17 protein-coding genes and 1 pseudogene are annotated in these 22,006 nt (G+C 71.3%); 14 read left to right on the forward strand and 4 right to left on the reverse strand.

The window, feature by feature from the left end:
* The first annotated feature begins 16 nt into the window (after nt 1-16).
* The 11 genes from NH2_RS25415 to NH2_RS25465 all read left to right on the forward strand — a co-directional run bounded on the left by NH2_RS25415 (nt 17) and on the right by NH2_RS25465 (nt 12,729).
* Nucleotides 17-1,057, forward strand: a complete 1,041-nt coding sequence (locus NH2_RS25415; RefSeq protein WP_067659553.1) for a FecCD family ABC transporter permease — start codon at nt 17-19, stop codon at nt 1,055-1,057.
* Nucleotides 1,054-2,169, forward strand: coding sequence for a FecCD family ABC transporter permease (locus NH2_RS25420; RefSeq protein WP_067659555.1), 1,116 nt, complete (start codon nt 1,054-1,056; stop codon nt 2,167-2,169). The genes NH2_RS25415 and NH2_RS25420 overlap by 4 nt, the downstream gene beginning before the upstream one ends.
* Complete coding sequence (locus NH2_RS25425) at nt 2,166-3,017, forward strand: ABC transporter ATP-binding protein (RefSeq protein ID WP_067659558.1); 852 nt, start codon at nt 2,166-2,168, stop codon at nt 3,015-3,017. The genes NH2_RS25420 and NH2_RS25425 overlap by 4 nt, the downstream gene beginning before the upstream one ends.
* A gap of 78 nt (nt 3,018-3,095) precedes the next feature.
* Entirely contained in the window at nt 3,096-3,512 is a 417-nt protein-coding gene (locus NH2_RS25430; RefSeq protein ID WP_067659561.1) for a BlaI/MecI/CopY family transcriptional regulator, read from the forward strand.
* A gap of 62 nt (nt 3,513-3,574) precedes the next feature.
* The gene (locus NH2_RS25435; protein WP_067659565.1) at nt 3,575-4,513 is read left to right on the forward strand and encodes a M56 family metallopeptidase; all 939 of its coding nucleotides are present in this window, start codon (nt 3,575-3,577) and stop codon (nt 4,511-4,513) included.
* A gap of 260 nt (nt 4,514-4,773) precedes the next feature.
* Nucleotides 4,774-6,342 (forward strand): DEAD/DEAH box helicase, encoded by a 1,569-nt coding sequence (locus NH2_RS25440; protein ID WP_067659568.1) that lies wholly within the window; start codon nt 4,774-4,776, stop codon nt 6,340-6,342.
* A gap of 336 nt (nt 6,343-6,678) precedes the next feature.
* Complete coding sequence (locus tag NH2_RS25445; RefSeq protein WP_067659571.1) at nt 6,679-7,542, forward strand: DMT family transporter; 864 nt, start codon at nt 6,679-6,681, stop codon at nt 7,540-7,542.
* A 19-nt stretch (nt 7,543-7,561) separates the two neighbouring features.
* A complete protein-coding gene (locus NH2_RS25450; protein WP_067659574.1) occupies nt 7,562-8,998 on the forward strand; it encodes a GuaB1 family IMP dehydrogenase-related protein in 1,437 nt (478 codons plus the stop codon).
* A 254-nt stretch (nt 8,999-9,252) separates the two neighbouring features.
* Complete coding sequence (locus NH2_RS25455; RefSeq protein WP_084505876.1) at nt 9,253-10,638, forward strand: hemolysin family protein; 1,386 nt, start codon at nt 9,253-9,255, stop codon at nt 10,636-10,638.
* On the forward strand, nt 10,631-11,695 hold the full coding sequence (locus tag NH2_RS25460; RefSeq protein ID WP_067659577.1) for a hemolysin family protein: 1,065 nt from the start codon (nt 10,631-10,633) through the stop codon (nt 11,693-11,695). The genes NH2_RS25455 and NH2_RS25460 overlap by 8 nt, the downstream gene beginning before the upstream one ends.
* Complete coding sequence (locus NH2_RS25465; protein ID WP_245650758.1) at nt 11,692-12,729, forward strand: 3-methyladenine DNA glycosylase; 1,038 nt, start codon at nt 11,692-11,694, stop codon at nt 12,727-12,729. Before NH2_RS25460 ends, NH2_RS25465 begins: the two co-directional genes overlap by 4 nt.
* Here the strand turns inward: NH2_RS25465 and NH2_RS25470 are convergent.
* The 4 genes from NH2_RS25470 to NH2_RS25485 form a co-directional block, all read right to left on the reverse strand.
* Nucleotides 12,662-13,060, reverse strand: a complete 399-nt coding sequence (locus NH2_RS25470; protein ID WP_169811535.1) for a HEAT repeat domain-containing protein — start codon at nt 13,058-13,060, stop codon at nt 12,662-12,664. The genes NH2_RS25465 and NH2_RS25470 overlap by 68 nt on opposite strands.
* 573 nt (nt 13,061-13,633) lie before the next feature.
* On the reverse strand, nt 13,634-14,206 hold the full coding sequence (locus tag NH2_RS25475) for a hypothetical protein (protein ID WP_067659582.1): 573 nt from the start codon (nt 14,204-14,206) through the stop codon (nt 13,634-13,636).
* 264 nt (nt 14,207-14,470) lie between these two features.
* Nucleotides 14,471-15,232 carry an NAD(P)H-dependent oxidoreductase gene (locus NH2_RS25480; RefSeq protein WP_067659584.1) on the reverse strand — a complete coding sequence of 254 codons (762 nt, stop codon included), beginning with the start codon at nt 15,230-15,232 and terminating at the stop codon, nt 14,471-14,473.
* Between the two features lie 57 nt (nt 15,233-15,289).
* Nucleotides 15,290-17,479 (reverse strand): malate synthase G, encoded by a 2,190-nt coding sequence (locus NH2_RS25485; RefSeq protein WP_067659587.1) that lies wholly within the window; start codon nt 17,477-17,479, stop codon nt 15,290-15,292.
* Nucleotides 17,480-17,769: 290 nt separating this feature from the next.
* Here NH2_RS25485 and NH2_RS25490 point away from each other — a divergent pair.
* From NH2_RS25490 to gltX, 3 genes and pseudogenes are all read left to right on the forward strand, one after another.
* A pseudogene (locus NH2_RS25490) lies at nt 17,770-18,726 on the forward strand (AMP-binding protein); the annotation flags it as partial.
* 297 nt (nt 18,727-19,023) lie between these two features.
* Nucleotides 19,024-20,139: a DUF4238 domain-containing protein gene (locus NH2_RS25495; protein ID WP_084505879.1), complete on the forward strand. Its 1,116-nt coding sequence runs from the start codon at nt 19,024-19,026 to the stop codon at nt 20,137-20,139.
* A gap of 462 nt (nt 20,140-20,601) precedes the next feature.
* Nucleotides 20,602-22,005, forward strand: coding sequence for a glutamate--tRNA ligase (gene gltX / locus NH2_RS25500; RefSeq protein ID WP_281202063.1), 1,404 nt, complete (start codon nt 20,602-20,604; stop codon nt 22,003-22,005).
* The last annotated feature ends 1 nt before the right edge of the window (nt 22,006 follow it).

The raw sequence follows: 22,006 nt of genomic DNA on the forward strand, positions 1-22,006 counted from the left end.
GGAGAGAATTTTCGCCGTGACCGGACTCCCCTCCCTCGCACGGCGCCGCCGCACCGGCCTCCTGGTCCTGCTCGCCCTGCTCGCGGTCGCCGCCGTCGCAGGCATCGCGGTCGGCACCCGCTTCCTCGACCCGCTCACGGTGTATCGCGCGGTCCGGGACGCACTCACCTGCCCCGGCGGCCCGTTCAGCTGCCCGGCGGGCTCCACCGAGGCCGAGATCGTGCGCGGGCTGCGCTTCCCGCGCACGGTGCTCGCGCTCTTCGCCGGCTGCGCGCTCGGCGTCGCGGGCGCGCTGGTGCAGGGCTACACCCGCAATCCGCTGGCCGACGCCGGGCTGCTCGGACTGAACGCGGGCGCCGCCTTCCTGGCCGCGCTCGCCGTCTACCTCTTCGCCTTCACCGCGCCGGAGCAGTACATCTGGTTCGCCTTCGCGGGTGCGCTGCTGGCCGGGCTCGCGGTCTTCGCCGCCTCCTCGGCGGGCGGCGCGAGCCCGCTCACCCTGGTGCTGGCCGGGGCGGCCATGACCGCCTTCCTGCAGGCCATGACGAATGCCGTGGTCCTCCTGGACGCCACCGCGCTCGACACCTACCGCTTCTGGGTGGTCGGCACCGTGGCGGGCCGGGACGCCGAGGTCTTCTGGCAGGTCGCCCCCTTCCTGCTGGCCGGGCTGGTGCTGGCCGCGATCGCCGCGCCGGGGCTGAACCTGCTGAGCCTGGGCGACGACGTCGCGCGCGGGCTCGGCGTCGACGTCACCCGCAACCGCGCGCTCGGCTTCGCCGCGGTGGTGGTGCTCTGCGGCGCGGCCACCGCGGCGGTCGGGCCGATCTCCTTCCTCGGCCTGGTGGTGCCGCATCTGGCGCGGGTCTTCACCGGGCCGGACTACCGGCTGCTGCTGCCCTGGTCCGGGCTGCTCGGCGCGCTGGTGCTGCTCACCGCCGATATCCTGGGCCGGGTGGTGGCCCGGCCCGGCGAGCTCCAGGTCGGCGTGATGCTGGCGGCGGTCGGCGCGCCCTTCTTCGTCCTGCTGGTCCGGCGCCGGAAGCTGGTGAGCCTGTGAGCATCTCCGCACCGCACGACCCGAAGCTGGCGAAGCGGAACCTGCGCGCGGTGCGCAGGCCGCTGCGTGCCAGGCGCTTCTCCACGGTCGTCCGGCCCGCGCTGCTGCTCACCGTCTTGGCGCTGAGCGTGCTGCTGCTGGTGCTGTTCTGCCTGGACATCGCGGTCGGCGAGACCACGCTGCCGCTGGGCCGGGTGCTCGACGTGCTGTCCGGGGGCGGCACCCGCTCGCAGCGCTTCATCGTTCTCGACTCCCGGCTGCCGCGCGCGCTCACCGCGGTGGTGGTCGGCGCGGCGCTCGGGCTTGCGGGCGCGCTCTCCCAGTCGATCCTGCACAACCCGCTGGCCAGCCCGGACATCCTCGGCATCACCTCGGGTGCGGGGCTCGGGGCGGTGGCGGTCGTGGTCGGCACCGGCGGCGCCACCGGGCTGCTCGCCACGCTCGGCACGCCGCTGGCGGCGCTGGCGGGCGGGCTGCTCACCGCCGTCGCCATCTACCTGCTCGCCTGGGGGCGCAGCGCCGCGGGCGAGCGCGGCGCCACCGGGCTGCGGCTGGTGCTCATCGGCATCGGCGTCAATGCCTTCCTGCTCTCGGCGATCAGCTTCATGCTGACCCGCGCCGACCTGGAGGTGGCGACGCGGGCGCAGCTCTGGCTCACCGGCTCGGTGAGCAATACCGACACCGGCAAGCTGGTCCCGGTCGCGATCGTCACCGGCGTGCTGCTGGTCGTCGCCGCCGGCTCCGCGCGCACCCTCGCGGTGCTGCGGATGGACGCCGAGACCACCCGCGGCCTCGGCGTCCGGATCCAGGCGCAGCAGGCGCTGCTGATCGGCGTCGCGGTGCTGGCGGCGGCGATGGCCACCGCCGTCGCCGGGCCGATCGGCTTCGTCGCGCTGGCCGCGCCGCAGCTGGCCCGCAGGCTGCTGCGCACCCCCGGCGAGCCGGTGCTCGCCTCGGCGCTGGCCGGCGCGATCCTGGTGGTCGGCTCGGACATCGTGGCCCGCACCCTGGTCCCGGTCGACCTGCCGGTCGGCATCGTGACGGCGGCGCTGGGCGGGCCGTTCCTGCTGTTGTTGCTCGTGCGGATGAATCGGAAGGCCACCGTCTCATGACCAGCGCTGAACACCACCTCACCGCCGAGGCGGTCACCCTCGGGTACGGCGATCGGGTGATCGTCGACGGGCTGAGCCTGGAGATCGCGCCCGGTGTCGTCACCACCGTGATCGGGCCGAACGGCTGCGGCAAGTCGACGCTGCTGCGCTCGCTGGGGCGGCTGCTGCGGCCGAGCGCCGGGCAGGTGGTGCTGGACGGCAAGGCCATCTCGGCCATGCGCACGAAGGACGTCGCGCGGATCGTCGGCATGCTGCCGCAGACCCCGATCGCCCCGGAGGGGCTCACCGTCGCCGACCTGGTGGCGCGCGGGCGGCACCCGCACCAGTCCTGGATCCAGCAGTGGTCGGCAGGCGACGAGGACGCGGTCGCCGTCGCGCTCGCCCAGACCGGCATCGCCGACCTCGCCGACCGCCCGCTCGACGAGCTCTCCGGCGGCCAGCGCCAGCGCGCCTGGATCTCCATGGCGCTGGCCCAGGGCACCGACATCCTGCTGCTCGACGAGCCGACCACCTACCTCGACCTCGCGCACTCGCTCGAGGTGCTCGACCTGGTGGACCGGCTGCACGACGACTTCGGCCGCACCGTGGTCATGGTGCTGCACGACCTGAACCTCGCGATCCGCTACAGCGATCGGCTGGTGGTGATGGCCGCGGGCCGGATCGTGGCGCAGGGCGCCCCCGCCGAGATCGTCACCCCCGAGCTGCTGCGCGAGGTCTTCCGGCTGGAGGCCACGGTGCTGGACGACCCGATGTCCGGCCGGCCGCTCGTGGTGCCGATCGGCACCAGGCACGTGCACGGCAAGCCGGGCGCCGACATCCCGGCGAAGACCGACGCGTACCCCGGGTGATCGATCCCACACCAGTTATTCCTTGGTTACGACACCCTGTAGTACGCCTTCGTGTCGTTGAGTCCCTAGAATCGAGGGATGGCAGGTCTGGGTGAACTCGAGAAAGCGGTCATGGACCAGTTGTGGTCGGCCGACGAACCGCAGACGGTACGGCAGGTGCACGAGGCCTTGGCCGCGCGCCGCGAGCTCGCCTACACCACCGTCATGACGGTGCTGCAGCGGCTGGCGAAGAAGAACCTCGTCGTGCAGCGCCGGGACGACCGGGCGCACCGGTACGCCCCGGTGCACACCAGGGACGAACTCGTGGCCAGCCTCATGGTCGACGCGTTGCAGCAGGCCGACGCCGCGGGCAGCCGCGCCGCCGCGCTCGTGCACTTCGTCGAGCAGGTCGGCAAGGACGAAGCGGACGCGCTGCGCGAGGCGCTCGCCAAGCTCGAGGCCGTCGACCCGCCGCAGCAGGAATCCGGGAACGACAGCGGGCCGCCGCCGCAGTAGGCTCGACACCGGCCTCACAATGCCGTGAGCGTCCTGGTCCCACAACGCAGTGAGCTGAGTCGATGAACGCAACCGCGCCGGTCTTCGCCGGTCTCGCCTTGCTTCTCGCCGGACCGGCCCCCGCCCTGCTCAGCCGGGCGCACTGGCCCTACCGCGCGCCGCGCGCCGCCCTCGTGCTCTGGCAGGCGATCGCGCTCGCCGCGGTGCTCAGCGCCTTCGGCTCCGGGCTCGCCATCGCGAGCGAGCTGCTCGTTCCTGGGCCCGACGGCAGGCCGACCACCTCCCCCACCCGGGAGATCGACGCGCTCGGGTTCCCGCTGTGGGTCGCCTACGTCACCGTCTTCGCGCTCACCCTGCTGGTCGGGGCGCGGCTCATCTACGCGATCGTCCGGGTGGGGGTGCACACCCGGCGCAGACGGTCCAGGCACCGCATGCTGGTCGACCTGCTCGACCAGAGCGGCGACACCCGCAGGGCCGCCGACATCCGGGTACTCGCCGCCACCGAGCCCATCGCCTACTGCCTGCCCGGGCTGCGGCAGCGAGTGGTGCTCAGCGAGGGCACGCTCACCAACCTGGACGACCCGGAGATCACCGCCATCGTCAGCCACGAGCGCTCGCACCTGCGGGCCAGGCACGACCTGGTGCTGGAGGCGTTCACCGCCGTGCACGAGGCGTTCCCCCGAGTGGTGCGCAGCAAGGCCGCGCTCGGCTCGGTGAAGCTGCTCATCGAGCTGCTCGCCGACGACTCCGCGGTCAAGGTCACCGGCCCGACCCCGCTGGCCAGGGCCCTGGTGGCCTGCGCCAAATCCACCGCGCCGCAGGGCGCGCTCGCCGCGGGCGGCCCCACCACGCTGATCCGGATCCAGCGGCTCGCTGGGCCGGGCGGCGATCCGCGGATCGCGCTCGCCGCCTACCTCGGCTCGGCCGCGATCCTGGTCGTCCCCACGCTGGCCGTAGCGGTGCCGTGGCTGGTGGAGCTGAGCCGGCTCTTCCGGAGCTGAACGAGACTCGTACCACTCGGTTCGGCTTTCCGACCATGATCGCCTATCCTGGGGGTTCCGGCCTGTCGCCGGGTCCGGCCGCGATGCACTTCCGCGATCGGCCCGGATGCGCGAGCGAGCCGGGCCAGGGCCGCCGAGCGGCGGCATTCCCTGCGGGCGGACCATTCCGCGATATCTCGCGCCGGCCCGACGGGGTGCGCAGCAGCACCCCCCGCATCACGCGACGACACCGCCGCGTGCTCTTTCGTGAAAGGTTCTTCGTGACCTCCGTTTCCCCTGCCGTGCCCACCTTCGCCGAGCTCGGCCTCCCCGCCGTGCTCGTGCAGGCGTTGCGGCGCGCGGGTTTCGACTCCCCGTTCCCGATCCAGGCCGCCGCCATCCCGGATGTGCTGGCCGGCCGGGACGTGCTCGGCCGCGGGCCGACCGGCTCCGGCAAAACCCTCGCCTTCGGGCTGCCGATGCTGGTGCGGCTCAGCGGATCTCCCGCCAAGCCCGGCCGCCCGCGCGGCCTCGTCCTCGCCCCCACCCGGGAGCTGGCCGCGCAGATCGAGCGTTCGCTGGAGGAGCCCGCGCGCGCCCTCGGGCTGCGGGTCGCCTCCGTGGTCGGCGGCGCGCCGATCGGGCGGCAGTCCGCCCGGCTCGCCCGCGGCGTCGACCTGCTGGTCGCCACCCCCGGCCGGCTCGCCGACCTGATCAACCAGGGCGCTGCCAGCCTCGCCGACGTCGCCGTGACCACCCTGGACGAGGCCGACCACATGGCCGACCTCGGCTTCCTGCCGCAGGTCACCAAGCTGCTGGACAAGACCCCGAAGGACGGGCAGCGGCTGCTCTTCTCCGCCACGCTCGACCGCGGCGTGGACAAGCTGGTGCAGCGCTACCTGACCGACCCGGTCACGCACTCCACCGCGCCCGCCGAGGCCGCCGTCTCCACCATGTCGCACCACCTGCTGGTCACCAGCAAGGCGGACAAGCGGCAGGTGCTCGCCGAGATCGCCGCCCGCGAGGGGCTCACCATCCTCTTCGTGCGCACCAAGCACGGCGCCGACCGGCTGGCCAAGCAGCTGCGCGCCTCCGGCGTGGCCGCCGGTGCGCTGCACGGTGGCAAGGCACAGAACAACCGGGTCCGCACGCTGGCCGCCTTCGCCGACGGGTCGGTCCCGGTGCTGGTCACCACCGATCTGGCGGCCCGCGGCATCCACGTGGACGGCATCTCGCTCGTCGTGCACGCCGACCCGCCCATCGAGCACAAGGCGTACCTGCACCGCGCCGGGCGCACCGCGCGCGCCGGTGAGGTGGGCGTCGTCGTCACGATCGCCATGGAGGAGGAGCGCTCCGACACGCTCGCCATGACCCGCAAGGCCGGGCTCGACCTGAAGCCGGTTCCGGTGCGGCCGGGCGACGCGACGCTGGTCCGGATCACCGATGCCCGCACCCCGAGCGGCATTCCGCTGCCGACGCCGGGAGCGCCCGCGCAGCAGCAGGTCTCGGCCGAGCCCGCGAAGGCGCCGCGGCGGCGCAATCGCGGTGCCGGCAGTGGCGGCGCCCGGCAGGGTGCGGCCGCGGGCGGCCAGCGTTCCGGCGCACCCCGCCGCGAGCGGGCCGCCGGTGGCGAGCAGGCCGCCGGGCCGAGCACGGGCGGTGCCAGGCAGGGCAGGCGCCCCGCCGCGCAGGCCGAGTCCGGCGCCCGTTCCGGCGGCAGCCGGTCCGCGGGCGCCCGCACGCACGCCGGTGGCTCGCGCGGCGGCGACGCCCGCTCGACTCCGCGCGCGGCGGACCACGGCGCCCCCCGCGGCCGCCGCCGCGCCAGCCGGAGCGTCGGCGCACCGTAGGCGCACAGCCAGGGGCACGCGTCCAGCGCGCGGGACCCGCGTCCAGCGCGCGGGACCCGCGTCCGGCGTCCGGCTCCCGCGTCCGGTGCCCGGCGCCCGCGTCCGGTGCCCGGCGCCCGCGTTCGGCTCCCGCGTCCAGCGTCCGGCGCCCGCGTTCGGCGCCCGGCGCCCGGCGTCCGGCGCCAGCGTTCGGCGTCCGCGTGGCACGCGCGTGCGCGCCGCACGCCCGCTGAGCGACACGCCCGGACCCTTCCGACACGCCGGAAAGGTCCGGGCACCGCGGCGGTTCTCCGCACACCCGCGCGACCGACCGCAATCACCGGGCAAACTGAGCGGATGACCGGACATCCGGCGGCCGCCGTCGCCTGCGCCCTCCTCGCCGCCCTGCTGTTCGCGGTGGCGGCGGTGACGCAGCAGCGCACGGCCGCCGCCGTCCCGGCGGGCCGGCCGCTGGTCTCCAGCCTGCTGCGCAACCCGCGCTGGCTGGCCGCCACCTTCGGCGACGCGGGCGGCTACGCCCTCCAGGTCGTCGCGCTCACCCTCGGCGCCGTGCTCCTGGTGCAGCCGATCCTGGTGAGCGCCCTGATCTTCGCGCTCCCCCTGGCCGCCCGGCTTGACCGCCGCCGGATCGACACCGGATCGATGGTCGCGGCCGCCGCGCTCACCATCGCACTGGCCGGCTTCCTGATCATCGGCAAGCCGACCGACGCCGACGACATCGCCCCGACCAGGCACTGGGTGCTCCCCAGCATCGTCCTGCTGGCGCTCATCGCGCTCGCCGTGCTCTCCGCGCTGGCCGCCGACACCACCCCCGCGGCCCGCGCGCTGCTGCTCGGCACCGCCGCGGGCTCGCTCTACGGCTTCGCCGTCGCACTCACCGATTCGACCATGGCCGGGCTGCGCCACGGCATCCCGCACCTGCTCACGAGCTGGCAGCTCTACGCCCTGATCGCCGCCGGGCTGGTCGGCGTCTACCTGCAGCAGCGCGCCTTCCAGGCGGGACCGCTCGCGGCGTCGCTGCCCGCCCTCACCATTGCCGAACCGCTGGTCGCGGTGGTTTTCAGCCTCACCGTGCTCGGCGAGCGGCTGCGCGCGGGGCCCGTCGCGCTCGGGGTGTGCGCGATCGCGGTCGTCGTCATGCTGGTGACCACGCTCATTCTCTCCCGCTCGCAGGCGCAGGCCGTCCCGGACCCGGCCTGAACTCGGTAGCATCGGACGAGTGCAGTTCCTCCCCGGGCAGAAGCCGCCCTACGACCTGACCTACGACGACGTCTTCCTGGTCCCGAACCACACCGACGTGGCGTCCCGGTTCGACGTCGACCTCGCGACGGCCGACGGCTCGGGCACCACCATCCCGCTCGTCGTGGCGAACATGACCGCGGTGGCCGGGCGCCGGATGGCCGAGACGGTCGCGCGCCGCGGCGGCATCGTGGTGCTGCCGCAGGATCTGCCGCTCACCGCGGCCGCCGACACCATCGCCTTCGTCAAGAGCCGCTCGCTCACCGCCGACACCCCGGTCAGCCTCGACCCCGACCACTCGGTCTCCGAGGCGATCGCGCTCATCCACAAGCGCGCGCACGGCGCCGTCGTGGTGGTGGACGGCGGCCGCCCGGTCGGCGTCGTCACCGAGGCGGCCTGCGCCGACGTCGACCGCTTCGCCCGGCTGCGCGAGGTCGCCGCCACCGATTTCGTGCAGGCCCCGGTCGAGACCTCGCCGCGCGCCGTCTTCGACGCGCTGGAGGCCGCGCACGCCGAGCTCGCCGTGCTCACCGCGCCGGACGGCACGCTCGCGGGCATCCTGACCCGCACCGGCGCGGTCAGGGCCGGGATCTACCAGCCCGCGGTGGACGCCCGCGGCGCGCTCCGGGTAGCCGCCGCCGTCGGCATCAACGGCGACGTCGCGGCCAAGGCAAAAGCGCTGGTCGACGCCGGCGCCGACCTGCTGGTCATCGACACCGCGCACGGTCACCAGGCCAAGATGCTGGAGACCCTGCGCGCCGTCGCCGATCTCGGCCTCGGGGTGCCGCTGGTGGCGGGCAATGTGGTCTCCGCCGAGGGGACCAGGGATCTGGCCGCGGCCGGCGCCGACATCGTCAAGGTCGGGGTCGGCCCCGGCGCCATGTGCACCACCCGGATGATGACCGGCGTCGGCCGCCCGCAGTTCTCCGCGGTGGCCGAGTGCGCCGCCGCCGCACGGGAGGCGGGCGTGCACGTGTGGGCCGACGGCGGCGTGCGGCACCCGCGCGACGTCGCGCTGGCGCTGGCCGCGGGCGCCGCCAACGTGATGATCGGCTCCTGGTTCGCCGGCACCTACGAATCCCCCGGCGACCTGCGGGTCGACCGCGACGGCAATGCCTACAAGGAGAGCTTCGGCATGGCCTCCAAGCGCGCCGTCGCCGCCCGCACCGCCGCGGACAGCGCCTTCGACCGGGCCCGCAAGGGGCTCTTCGAGGAGGGCATCTCCAGCTCCCGGATGCGGCTCGACCCCGAGCGCCCCGGCGTCGAGGACCTGATCGACCACATCTGCTCCGGCGTGCGCAGCGCCTGTACCTACGCGGGCGCCCGCTCGCTCGCCGAGTTGCACGAGCGCGCGGTGCTCGGCGTGCAGTCGGCGGCCGGTTTCGCGGAGGGCCGCCCGCTGCCGAGCGGCTGGTGACACGGCCGGGGGCGGCGCCGGACGCGAGGTCGCGCGCCCGGTAACATGGCCCGCGTCGGCCACGCTCTGTCCGGCGCCGATGCCAACCCCGGCCGTTTCCGGCGACGCGGCCGGAGCGCCGGTTCGCCGAAGAACGCGCCACCCGCTCCCGAAAGGATCCGCTTGTCACCCGCGTCCGAGGGCGCCACTCAGGAGGGCTCCTCTACCGAGCCGGGTGATATCCCCGGCTTCCCGTTCGCCCCCGCCCCCGGGCGGTGGTGACCGTGCCCGGCATTCTGCTCACCGTGCTCAGCCTGCTCGGCTTCGTCGCGCTGACCGCGGGCACCGCGCTCTTCGTCGCCGCCGAGTTCTCGCTCACCGCGCTGGAGCGCAGCACCGTCGAGGCGCACGCGCGCACCGGCGACCGCCGCTCCCGGATGGTGCGCAACGCGCACCGCACGCTGTCCTTCCAGCTCTCCGGCGCCCAGCTCGGCATCACCATCACCACGCTGATCACCGGCTACATCGCCGAGCCTGTGCTGGCCCGGCTGCTGCACCCGCTCTTCACCGCGGTCGGCGCCTCCGAGGCCGCCGCGGCAGGCATCGCGCTCGCGCTCGCCCTCGTCCTGGCCACCTCGCTCTCCATGATCTACGGCGAGCTGGTGCCGAAGAACATCGCCATCGCGGTGCCGCTCGCCGCCGCCCGCGCCACCGCGGGGCCGATGATCGCGTTCTCGGTGGTCTTCTCCTGGATGATCCACTTCTTGAACAACACCGCCAACCTGGTGGTGCGGCGCTTCGGCATCGAACCCGCCGAGGAGCTGCGCTCGGCCCGCTCCCCCGAGGAGCTCGGCTCGCTGGTGCGCACCTCCGCGCTGCGCGGCGCGCTGGACCAGCGCACCGCCCAGATCATCGAGCGCTCACTGCGTTTCGGCAGCCGTAGCGCCGAGGATCTGATGACGCCGCGGGTCAAGGTGGAGTCGCTTGACCGCGACGACACCATCGCCGACCTGCTCACCGCCGCCGCCCGCACCGGCTACTCGCGCTTCCCCATCGTCGACGGCGACCTGGACAACACCATCGGCGTGGTGCACGTCAAGCAGGCGTTCAGCCACCCCGCCGCGACCAGGCACACGGTGCAGCTGCGGCTGCTGGCCCGCCCGGTGCCGGTGGTGCCGGACAGCCTGGACGGCGACGAGGTGCTGGACCGGGTGCGCGCGCACGGCATGCAGGTGGCGCTGGTCGAGGACGAGTACGGCGGCACCGCGGGCATCGTCACCATGGAGGACCTGATCGAGGAGATCCTCGGCGACGTCCGAGACGAGCACGACGAGGAGGAGCGCGAGATCCGCAAGGTCGACGACGGCTGGGACTGCTCCGGGCTGCTCCGGATCGACGAGATCTTCCACGCCACCGGCTACCAGGCCCCCGACGGCGAGTACGAGACCATCGGCGGCCTGGTCCTCGCGGTGCTGGGCCGGATTCCGGCCGCGGGCGACCGGGTGGTGCTGCCGCCCCCGCCGCACGGCTTCGGCTCGGACGGTCACGACGGCGGCTGGATCGCCAGGGTGGAGCGGATGGACGGCAGGCGCATCGACCGGATCCGGCTGCTGCCGGTGCCTGCGGACGAACTGGTGACCGGGGAGCGCGACCATGGGTGATCTCTTCGGCGTCGCGCTCACCGTGGTGCTGCTGGCAGGCAACGCCTTCTTCGTCGGTGCGGAGTTCGCGCTCATCTCGGCCCGCCGGGACCGGCTGGAGGCGCTCGCCGCGCAGGGAAAGCGCAACGCGGACACCGTGATCCGGGCCGCCGCGAACCTCTCCATCATGCTCGCCGCCGCCCAGCTCGGCATCACCATCTGCTCCATCCTGCTCGGCCGGGTCGGCGAGCCCGCGGTGGCGCACCTGCTGGAGCGGCCGTTCGAGCTGGCCGGGCTGCCCGAGGGGCTGCTGCACCCGGTCGCGTTCGCGCTCGCGCTCGCCATCGTGGTGGTGCTGCACATCCTGTTCGGCGAGATGATCCCGAAGAACATCGCGCTGGCCGGGCCGGAGCGGGTCGCGCTGCTGCTGGTCCCCGCACACCTGGTGTGGCTGCGGATCGCCAAGCCGCTCATCGCCTTCTACAACCTGTGCGCCAACCTCTCGCTGCGGCTGCTGCGGGTGGAGCCCAAGGACGAGCTGGAGGGCACCGTCTCCAGCGAGGAGCTCGCCGAGATGATCGGCGAGTCCCGCTCCGAGGGGCTGCTCGACGAGGACGAGCACCGCCGCCTCACCCAGGCGCTCGGCAACTCCGAGCGGATCGTCCGCGAGGTCATGGTGCCGCTCGCCGACACCCGCACCGTTCCGCTGCGCGGCGACGGCACCACGCTCGGCGATATCGAGTCCGCGGTCGCCGAGACCGGGTTCTCGCGCTACCCGGTGCGCGCCCGCGAGGGTTCACTGATGGGGTACCTGCACATCAAGGACGTGCTGGACAAGGTGGTGGACCAGCGGGCGGGGCCGGAGACGGCGATTCCGCGCACCGATATCCGCCCACTGCCCACGGTGAGCGCCGGGACCACGCTGTTCGAGGCGCTGGCGCGGTTGCGGCGGACCAACAGCCACCTCGGGCGGGTGGTGGACAGCAGGGGGACCACGGTCGGGATCGTGGCGCTGGAGGATCTGGTGGAGGAGTTCGTCGGGACGGTGCGGGATACGACGCACCGCGTGGCGGAATGAGTTCCGCTCGCTCTTCGGCGGCGGCGCGCGAGGCCGGTCAGCGCGTCGCGGCCGCGATGCGCGATCCCCTCGGCGCGGAGCAGCAGGCCCGCCGAGGCGCCGGCGACGAAGATCTCGGTACGCCGCCGCTTCCCCGCGCCGCGTGGCTCGAACTCGCCGCCGCGCACCGCGACCGGATCGAGGCCCTGGTCGGCCCCTACCTGCGCCGCCGCGCCGCCGGGGAGAAGCACCCGGTGCTCGACTTCCTCTTCACCTACTACGGCCACAAACCCGGCCGGCTCCGCCGCTGGCACCCCGGCTTCGGGGTATCACTGGCCGATTCCCCCGACTACGCCGCAGTCCGCGGCTACCACCAACCCGCGCCCGGCACCCACACCGCCGACCCCGCCTTCCTGGCCCGCCGCCTCGACACCGTCCGCTTCGTCGCCGACCTGCTCCGCGCCACCGCCGCCAGGCAACCGCGCCTCTCCTGCTTCGGCCTGCACGAATGGGCCATGGTCTACCGCACCGACGACCTCCGCCACGCCGCCCCCCTCCGTCTGGGACGCACCGGCACCGACCGGGTCGTCGAAACCCTCGATCTCCGCTGCACCCACTACGACGCCTACCGCTTCTTCACCCCCGACGCCGTCCCCCGCAACGAACTCCCCCTCACCCGCGCCGACCAGGTAGCCCGCGAACAACCCGGCTGCCTGCACGCGGGCATGGACCTCTACAAGTGGGCCTTCAAACTCACCCCCCTCCTCCCCTCCCCCCTGGTCCTCGATGCCTTCGAACTGGCCTGCGCCGCTCGCGAACTCGACATGCGCGCCAGCCCCTACGACCTGTCCGCCTACGGCTACACCCCGGTCCCCATCGAAACGCCCTCCGGCCGGGCCGACTACGTCCGCGCCCAGGCCGACCTCGCCCGCCGAGCCCTCCCCCTCCGCCAAGCCCTGCTCGAGCACTGCGAGCGTCTGCTCGAGGTCAGGCCGGAAACTCTGCACCGAAGAGCTGCTCCAGCTGCTCGAGCCCGGACCGCCCGTCCGCAGTGAGAGCGACCAGCATTTCCCGGGCCGTCTGCAGAATCGGCTGCTGCTCGAAGATCTGGAGCTCCCGGAGCCGGTAGGCCAGGTAATCCGCATCCCCGTCCTCGGCCCGCCGCCCGAGCTCCTCGAGCACGGCCGCGAGACCGGCCCGCCCGCCGAATCGGGCCAGCGACTCCGCTGCCTCCTGCTGCACAGCGGTGTCGCCGTCGCCGAGCAGCGCCGTCAGGGCGGCCAGCGCATCCTCGGCGGGGAGCAGCGCGCCGAGCGTCCGCGCCGCATCGCGGCGGACCGCCCAATCGGGCGAGTTCACGTCTTCGCGGGCTGAATCCGGCGTCATCGTCTTCCTCCATCGCGGCGGGTCACGGTATCTCGTCGGGCCCGGCGGGGCGTGCTTCTTTGCTCTCGCGGACATAGATGCGGATGTTCGGTGCCTGATCGTGCACCATCTCGACGACGTGCGGGGTCGGCACCCCGCCGCTATGTAAGGCGCGTTGTCCAGTTTCTCGCGAAGCGTCGCGCCGTAGCGCGGTCAGCTCGGTGTGCTGTTCACCGGTGCAGGCCGACAGCACCGCGCACTCGGCGAAGACCTCGACGCAGCGCTCCTGAGATCCTCGAGGTCCTCTGAGATTCCCGGTGCATCCTCCGCATCGAGTGCGGCGAATTCGGTGCCCAGCCGCCGCATGTCGATGGTCACCTCCAGCCCTCGAGGAGGTCGTCGTCATCGAAGGTGTCGGACGTGCCGCGGGAGACCTCGGGCAGTTCGGCGCGCTGATAGCCGCACTCCTCGACGACCAGAGTGTGCGGTCTCCACCGACTGGTGCCTCTCCCCGCCGGAGTGGCACGGCAACCAGCTCTACGGTCTCCTGTTCGGACAACGCTTCCTGGTGCTGAACTGGGCTCGTGAGAAGCCTCAGCCGACCTCGGTAAATTTGTACCATCCGTTGTACCACGAGCTGTACTCGATGGCGGGCGCGCCGGCCACCTCGGTGCCGGTGCTCGGCTGCCCGTCCGGGAACCAGGCGAAGCCGTAGGACTCCTGTGATTCGGCGTCCAGGTAGAAGAAGCAGCCGCCGTGCTTGGGGCCGACGAAGCGGAAGGTGTAGACGCCGAGCCGGGTGCGATCCGGCCCGGGAGCCTCGCAGGAGGTGGCGCGGCCCTCGAGCGTGTTCACCGAGGCCCGCCAGCCGGCGCGCTCCGGCACGTTCTGCCACACCGCGATCCCGAGCACGGCGATGACCAGCAGCGATCCCAGCGCACCGAGCGGCGAGCGGTAGCGGACGATGCTGACCAGCCAGGTGATCAGCCCGAAGAATCCGAGCGCGCCGAGCGCGACGACGAGCGCGGTCTTCACCGGCAGCGTCCCCTCGGCGCCGAGCTGCCAGAAGAGCAGCGCGCCCACCACGATCACGGCGAAGAGCAGCAGGAATGTCCAGACCCGGAACCAGGCGGGGCGGCGACGCCGCTGGGTCGCAACCGAATTCATGTCCGTCACCCTAAGGGGTATGGCCGGTCTCGGAGAGCCGAAACCCCCGGCTCCGGCCACCGCCGCAGCGGGGGTGGCGGCCGGAACCGGGGGCTCGCTCGCGAGGCGGCGCCTCGGCCGGGCATCAGAGCGGGGGGAACCCCGCGGAGCCGGTGACGGTCCAGTTCCAGAACTCCGCGGCCCGGTTGGCCAGCAGCGCGAAGATGTCGAGAACAACGCTTCCCATAGATTCCTCCAGATCGTTCGGTTGGTGCGCCGTCCACCCTAACGACCGCGCACGTGCAGCCCGAAACCCCCGGTACCGGGAACCTCGCGCCCCGGCTCCAGTCGCAGCCCGCGGTCGTAGTCGCCGCCCGCCTGACGGCGGTAGCGAATGGGCTCGGCCGATTCCAGCTCGGCGAGGCGGCGGCGCAACTGCCCGGCCAGCTCGGCGAAGCGCGCGTCGTCCACCCGGATGGCGCCGTGCGCGACGAAGGGCGGCAGCACGTCCATGCCCGGGTAATAGAGAATGCCGTGCTGAATGGGGAAGAGCAGCTCGTCGATCGGGCCGTTGATACCGCGCTCGGAGTAGGAGGGCTCGCGCCCACCCACTGCGACGACCAGCATGCCGCGCTTCCCGGCCAGGATGCCGTCGCCGTACCGCGGAATCGCGGTGCCGCCTGCGCCGTAGGCGAAGCCGCAGGTGAAGACCCGGTCCACCCAGCCCTTGAGAATGGCGGGCAGGGAGAACCACCAGAGCGGGAAGTGCAGCAGCACGGCGTCGGCCCACAGCAGCTTCTCCTGCTCCGCGCGGATATCGGCGGCCAGCGTGCCCGCGGCGTACGCCTCGCCGGAGGCGAGCATGAAGTTCCGCTCGGCGACCTCGCCGAAATCGGCGGCGTCGGCGCTCGCCTTCCAGCCCGCGGCGTAGAGGTCGCTCACCACCACCTCGTGGCCGTCGGCGCGGAGCTGTCGCACCGCGACGTCTTTCAGCGCGCCGGTGAGCGAATCGGGTTCGGGGTGGGCGTACACGATCAGAACCTGCATGCCCCGCACAACGCGGACGCCCCCGGCCGGATTCCGGCCGGGGGCGTCCGCGTGATTCTAGCTGCCGTTCTTGGCGGCCAGCGCCTTGGCCTCGCGGCGACGGCGGTGCAGGATCGGCTCGGTGTAGCCGTTGGGCTGCTCGGTGCCCTCGAGGATGAGCTCCTTGGCCGCCTGGAAGGCGACGCTGCCCGCGAAGTCGGGGGCGAGCGGGCGGTAGCTCGGGTCGTTCTCGTTCTGGCGGTCCACCACGGGGGCCATCCGCTCCAGGCTGGCCACCACCTCGTCCTCGGTGACGACGCCGTGCCGCAGCCAGTTCGCCATGAGCTGGCTGGAGATCCGCAGGGTGGCGCGATCCTCCATGAGCGCGACGTCGGAGATGTCGGGCACCTTGGAGCAGCCGACGCCGTGGTCGATCCATCGCACCACGTAGCCGAGGATGGACTGCGCGTTGTTGTCCAGCTCCTGGCGCTTCTCCTCGTCGCTCCAGGTCGGCTCGGCGGCCAGCGGGATCTGCAGGATCTGGTCGACGTCGGCGCGGCGGCCGCCCTTGACCAGCTCTTTCTGCCTGGCGAGCACATCCACCAGGTGGTAGTGGGTGGCGTGCAGGGTGGCGGCGGTGGGCGAGGGCACCCACGCGGTGTTGGCGCCCGCCCTGGGGTGGCCGATCTTCTGCGCCAGCATGTCGCGCATGAGGTCCGGCATGGCCCACATGCCCTTGCCGATCTGCGCGCGGCCGCGCAGCCCGACGGCGAGGCCGGTGTCCACGTTCCAGTCCTCGTAGGACAGGATCCACTGCTGCGCCTTCATGTCGGCCTTGCGGACCATCGGCCCGGCCTCCATGGAGGTGTGGATCTCGTCGCCGGTGCGGTCCAGGAAGCCGGTGTTGATGAAGACCACGCGGGCGGCGGCGGCCTGGATGGCGGCCTTGAGGTTCACCGTGGTGCGGCGCTCCTCGTCCATGATGCCGACCTTGAGGGTGTTGCGCTCCAGGCCGAGCACGTCCTCGATGGCGCCGAAGAGGTCGTTGGTGAAGGCGACCTCGTCCGGGCCGTGCATCTTCGGCTTCACGATGTAGACCGAGCCGGTGCGGCTGTTCTTCAGCTCGACGTCGTCGCGCAGCGAGTGCTTGGCGATGAGCGAGGTGATCAGGCCGTCCAGGATGCCCTCGGGCACCTCGTTGCCCTCGGGGTCGAGGATGGCGTCCGAGGTCATGAGGTGGCCGACATTGCGCACGAAGAGCAGCGAGCGGCCGTGCAGCGTGAGCTCGGAGCCGTCCGGCGCGGTGTAGACGCGGTCCGGGTTCATGGTGCGGGTGAAGGTCTTGCCGCCCTTGCTGACCTCTTCGGCGAGTTCGCCCTTCATCAGGCCGAGCCAGTTGTGGTAGCAGAGCGTCTTGTCCTCGGCGTCGACCGCCGCGACCGAATCCTCGAAGTCCATGATCGTGGTGACCGCGGACTCCAGCACCACATCCTTGATGCCCGCGGTGTCGGTGCTGCCGATCGGCGACTCCGGGTCGATCTGGATCTCGATGTGCAGGCCGTTGTGCTTCAGCAAGACCGAGGTGGGCGCCTCCGGGGTGCCCAGGTACCCGACCAGCTGCGAGGCGTCGGCCAGGCCGATCTCGGTGCCGTCCTCCAGCCCGACCTCCAGCTCGCCGTCCACGATCCGGTAGGAGGTGGAGCCGATGTGCGAGCCGGTGATCAGCGTGACCGAGTCGTCCAGGAAGTTCCGCGCCCACTCGATGACCTTGTCGCCGCGGACCCGGTTGTAGCCGGTGCCCTTCTCGGCGCCGTTGTCCTCCGGGATGGCGTCGGTGCCGTAGAGCGCGTCGTAGAGCGAGCCCCAGCGGGCGTTCGCGGCATTGATCGCGAAGCGCGCGTTGCTCACCGGCACCACCAGCTGCGGGCCCGCGGTGACGGCGATCTCGTCGTCCACGTTCGCCGTGGTCGCCTCGAAATCGGCGGGCTCGGGGCGCAGGTACCCGATCTCGGTGAGGAACTGCTTGTAGGCGGCCCTGTCGTAGTTCGCGCCGGGGTGCTCGCTGTGCCAGGCGTCCAGCTTGCCCTGGATCTCGTCCCGCTCGGCCAGCAGCGCCCGGTTGCGCGGCGCGAACTCGGTGATCACCCGCTCGGCGCCGGCCCAGAACGCGGCGGAATCCACGCCGGTACCCGGCAGGGCCTCGTTCTCGATGAACGCGTGGAGAACGCCGGCCACCTGGAGTCCGCCGACCTGAACCCGCTCTGTCATCTACTGCCTCGCTTCCGAGAGGGCCGATGGGAAAAAGTCGCTGTCATGTTACCCGTCGGTAAAGCCACGGCGGGGTCGCGCCCCCCGGTGCGTCCGCGCGGTCGCGGTGCGGCTGCGCGGCGTCACCGCGCTCACCGATCCCGAGCGCGCTCGGCCGCGGCGGCGGAGAACCGGCGCCTCCCGGCTGGTGGACCGGTAGCGATTCCTTTCGCAAACACCGGAACCACGGTTCACTTTCCGCTATTCTCCGCTCAGCACAGCACACCTCCCGCCCGCCCCCGAGGAGCCGCATGTACCCCGGCGCACACGTCGACCGTTTCCCGGACAAGGCCGCGGTTGTGGTCGCCGAAACCGGTGAGACGCTCAGTTATCGGCAGCTGGAGGAGAATTCGACGCGGCTCGCGCGGCACCTGCACGAGGCCGGGCTGCGGAAGGGCGATCACCTCGCCCTGCTCTCCGTGAACGATCCGAAGGTGTACGAGGTGTACTGGGCCGCACTGCGATCCGGGCTTTACATCACGGCGGTGAACCGGCATCTGTCGGCGCCCGAGATCGCCTACATCGTGAACGACTGCGGGGCGCGGGCGCTGATCGCCTCGGCGGAGCTCGCCGAGGTGGCGACGGAGGTGCTGCCGCAGGCGCCGGGGGCGGAGCTGCGGCTGGCGTTCGGCGGGGAGGTGCCGGGGTTCGAGTCGTACGAGAAGGCGCTGGCGGCCGCGTCGGCGGCGCCGCGGGAGGACGAGCCGCGCGGGGCGGACATGCTGTACTCCTCCGGCACCACGGGCAGGCCGAAGGGCATCCGGCAGCCGCTGCCGGAGCGCCGGGTCGGCGATGCCCCCGGCGACACCTACACCGCCATCTTCGGCCCGCTGTACGGCTTCGACAACGACACCGTCTACCTCTCCCCCGCCCCGCTCTACCACGCGGCGCCGCTGCGCTTCGGCGGCGTGGTGCACGCGCTCGGCGGGACGCTGGTGATCATGCGGAGGTTCGACGCCGAGCAGGCGCTGGCCGCCATCGAGCGGTTCCGGGTGACGCACAGCCAGTGGGTGCCGACCATGTTCGTGCGCATGCTCAAGCTGGACCGGGCGGTTCGCGACAAGTACGACGTGTCCAGCCTGACGGTGGCGGTGCACGCGGCGGCGCCGTGCCCGGTCGAGGTCAAGCGCGCCATGATCGAGTGGTGGGGCCCGATCCTCTTCGAGTACTACGCTTCCACTGAGGTGAGACGTTGGTTACACGCTCCTCGAATGCTCGCGTGCAGGGAGGGAAGGACGATGTCACCTCTTCCAGCTCGTAGCAGCCCAAGATCCGGCGCGGCGAAAGCGTCGGCTGTGGCTGATCGGTCAGGTGGTGGTGGTAGAACCACCACCACCTGACCGTAGACCCGGGACACGGGTCCGGCGCGGGCGTACGTCCCCAGCTCGATCTTCGACCACTCGCTACCATCAAGTCGGTACCGGCACCCTAAATTGCCGATTACCGGACGTTGTAGGCGGAAAATGTGGCGGCTCATGTCGGGTATAGGTGGTGCAATCTAGTCCATGAGCATGGTCGAGGATCGGTGGGGACGCCCGGTGGATCGCTTCGGCAAGGTCGGGTCGCGCCACCATGTCGTGCCGCGCTTCGTGCTGGAGAAATGGGCCGATCGAAGCGGATTGGTTTGGGCGAAGTCCAAACACGACCGCAAAGAGGGGCGGCGCAATATTCGCGATCTCGCGATCACCGATTTCTATACTTTTCTTGCTCTCGACGGACAGCTCGACTCCAGCCTAGAGGAGATCCTGGGCCGGGTCGAAACCAACGCAGCGGCGGTCCTGGCGCGGTTGACCAGCCCCTTGTCCGCGAAAACATCCTTGACCCCAGCCGAGTTTGTCCACCTGGTGGAGTTCGTAGGGTTCCAGATGACCCGTAGTCCGCGCCGGCGTCGTGAGTACGAACTAATGGCCGACTGGTATGGCAAGACTATGGCCAGCGGTAGGCTGCCAGACCAGCTGAGCGAGGACGAACTGCGCGGTTTGGAGTTCGTGCCCCATCAGAACGGACACATCGAGAGCATCGGACCGGCGACTGAGGCGATCACGCATGAATTGATGGGCCGTCCGCTGAGTCTGGTGACCCTTGACCGCCCCCTGCTGCTGATCGGTGACGAGGCGGTCGTGGTGAACACCGATGGCGACCATGTGAAGCATCTGCCGCAGTGCACGATGACCGAGGAACAACTTCAGCGACGACTCACGCGCGCGTCCCGGAGAAAGAAGCGGAGAGAGCGTGAGGTCGAGCAATTGATTCATATTTACCCGACACAGCCGCGCGGCGTCGGAACCGCTCTTGAGATCGCGATGCCGATCAGTCCCCGGACCTTGCTGGTGTTCGGGCCCGCAGGGCAGGGGGGCGGTGCAGTGGGGCGGGACGTCCTCCGTGGCAAAGACGCCGAGGAGTTGGCAGTACAGGTGAACAACAGAATCATCCGCTACAGCCTGGACGTGATCGTCGGTCGTGTCGAGGACGAGGAATTTCGGGCGCTGCCGATTCCCGAATGCACCCCGTTGTTGGTCGTGTGCGGTTCCACTGGCGCTGCGAAAGACGCCGTGGCCTCGACGCCGAGACGAGTCCGCCCCCGGCGGTTGGATCGCCACCCCGACATCGCCGGTTCGTAGCGACCGCTCTCTCGATGACGACCATACTGCCGCGTAGAGGCAGGTCCAGTTGATTAGTTCTAGGGCCCTCTCCAAGGCGCTAATGCGCACCGTCACAGCGGATCGGCTCGGGCTCCTGCATTGGTTCGGATCCCCTGATCCTGTGGTGCGTACCCAGGGGCCCGCCGGGAGCGGAGCGAGGAGGGGAGCAAACCCGGGCAGCGCGGCCTCGCCGCGCCTTGATGCTGTAGAGAATAATTCAGCAATACTTTCTCGTCTGCCCCCATCCGGCTTCTGCCTTCTTTCTCATCCCTTCTTCTACCGGCCGCTCAGCTGGAAAGGCCAACCCCCGACTGGTTCGCACCGCCCCATCGCTGTCCGTCGCCCTTGGCCGCCGGAAGCTCGGAGCAGGGTGGGATCTGACCAAGCAGCGAGACCGGCCCACCGCGCTATTGCGCTGGTGGCAGCGGGTAAGTTCGTACGGTGACCACGAGAGTTCGATTCGCTCCCTCTCCCACTGGGATGTTCCATGTCGGTGGCGCGCGTAGCGCGCTGTTCAACTGGGCCGTTGCTCGCCGCTCGGGCGGTCGCTTCGTGCTACGGATCGAGGACACCGATCAGGCTCGGAACAAGCCGGAGTGGGTCACCGGGATCACCAGCGCTTTGGCGATGATCGGGATTTCGGAGGCCGATCCGGCGTTCGAGGGCCCCTATTTCCAGTCGGCGAATGCCGACGCGCATCGTGGCGCTGCCGCCCAGCTGTTCGCGGCCGGTCGCGCCTACTACTGTGACTGCACCCGTGAGCTGGTCACCGCACGTACGGGCAAGCCAGACGCTGGCTATGACGGACACTGCCGGGAGCGTGGCCTGGAGTACGCCGAGGGGCGCGCGCTGCGGTTCCAGACCCCCGATGACGGGGAAACCCTGGTGTCGGACCGAATCCGCGGAGCGACAGCGTTCCCGAACCGCGCGATCGAGGATTTCGTGATCGCCCGCGGTGACGGCACCCCGTTGTTCCTGCTCGCGAACGTCGCCGACGACGTGGACGAGCACATCACCGAAGTAATCCGCGGTGAAGAGCACCTGTCGAACACTCCGAAGCAGCAGCTGTTGTGGGAAGCGCTCGGACACACCCCGCCGGTGTGGGCGCACTTGCGGGTGATCGTGAACGAAAAGCGGCAGAAGCTGTCCAAACGTCGTGACAAAGTTGCCCTCGAGGACTACATCGCGGAGGGCTACCTTCCCGACGCCGTAGTGAACTACCTGATGCTGCTTGGCTGGGGGCCGCGAGACAACGGCCCGGAGATCCGGCCGTACGCGGAACTGGAGGCCGAGTTCGACATCTCGGACGTAACCAAGGCGAGCGCATTTTTCGACGTGGCCAAGTTAAAGGCGTTCAACGGCGAATATATTCGCGCTCTTGATGTTTCGGCGTTTTCCACCGCCTGTGAGCCGTGGTTGTACGCCCCCCGCTCGCCCTGGTCCGAGGACGCGTTCGATCCAGAGGTGTTCGCGAGGGTGGCGCCGCTGGCTCAGTCACGGATCGTGGTGCTCGGCGAGATCACCGCTTACGTCGATTTCCTGTTCCTGGATGAGCCGGTCACCGACGAAGCGGCGTGGTCGAAGGGGATGAAGCCGGGCGCGGACGACATGCTGGCAGCCGCCGCGAAGACGTTGACCGGCGCGGCCTGGCAGGCCGAGGCGATCCGGTCCGCGATCGATGCGGCTGCGGCTGAGGTGGGGTTGAAGCTCGGGAAGGCTCAGGCCCCGGTGCGGGTCGCGGTCACCGGCCGCACGGTCGGGCTTCCGCTGTTCGAGTCGTTGGAAGCGCTGGGCAGGGAGCGGACGTTGGCCCGGATCGAGGCGGCTCGCGCGAAACTCGCCTGAC

The sequence above is a fragment of the Nocardia harenae NBRC 108248 genome, assembly GCF_001612885.1.
Classification (GTDB): domain Bacteria; phylum Actinomycetota; class Actinomycetes; order Mycobacteriales; family Mycobacteriaceae; genus Nocardia; species Nocardia harenae.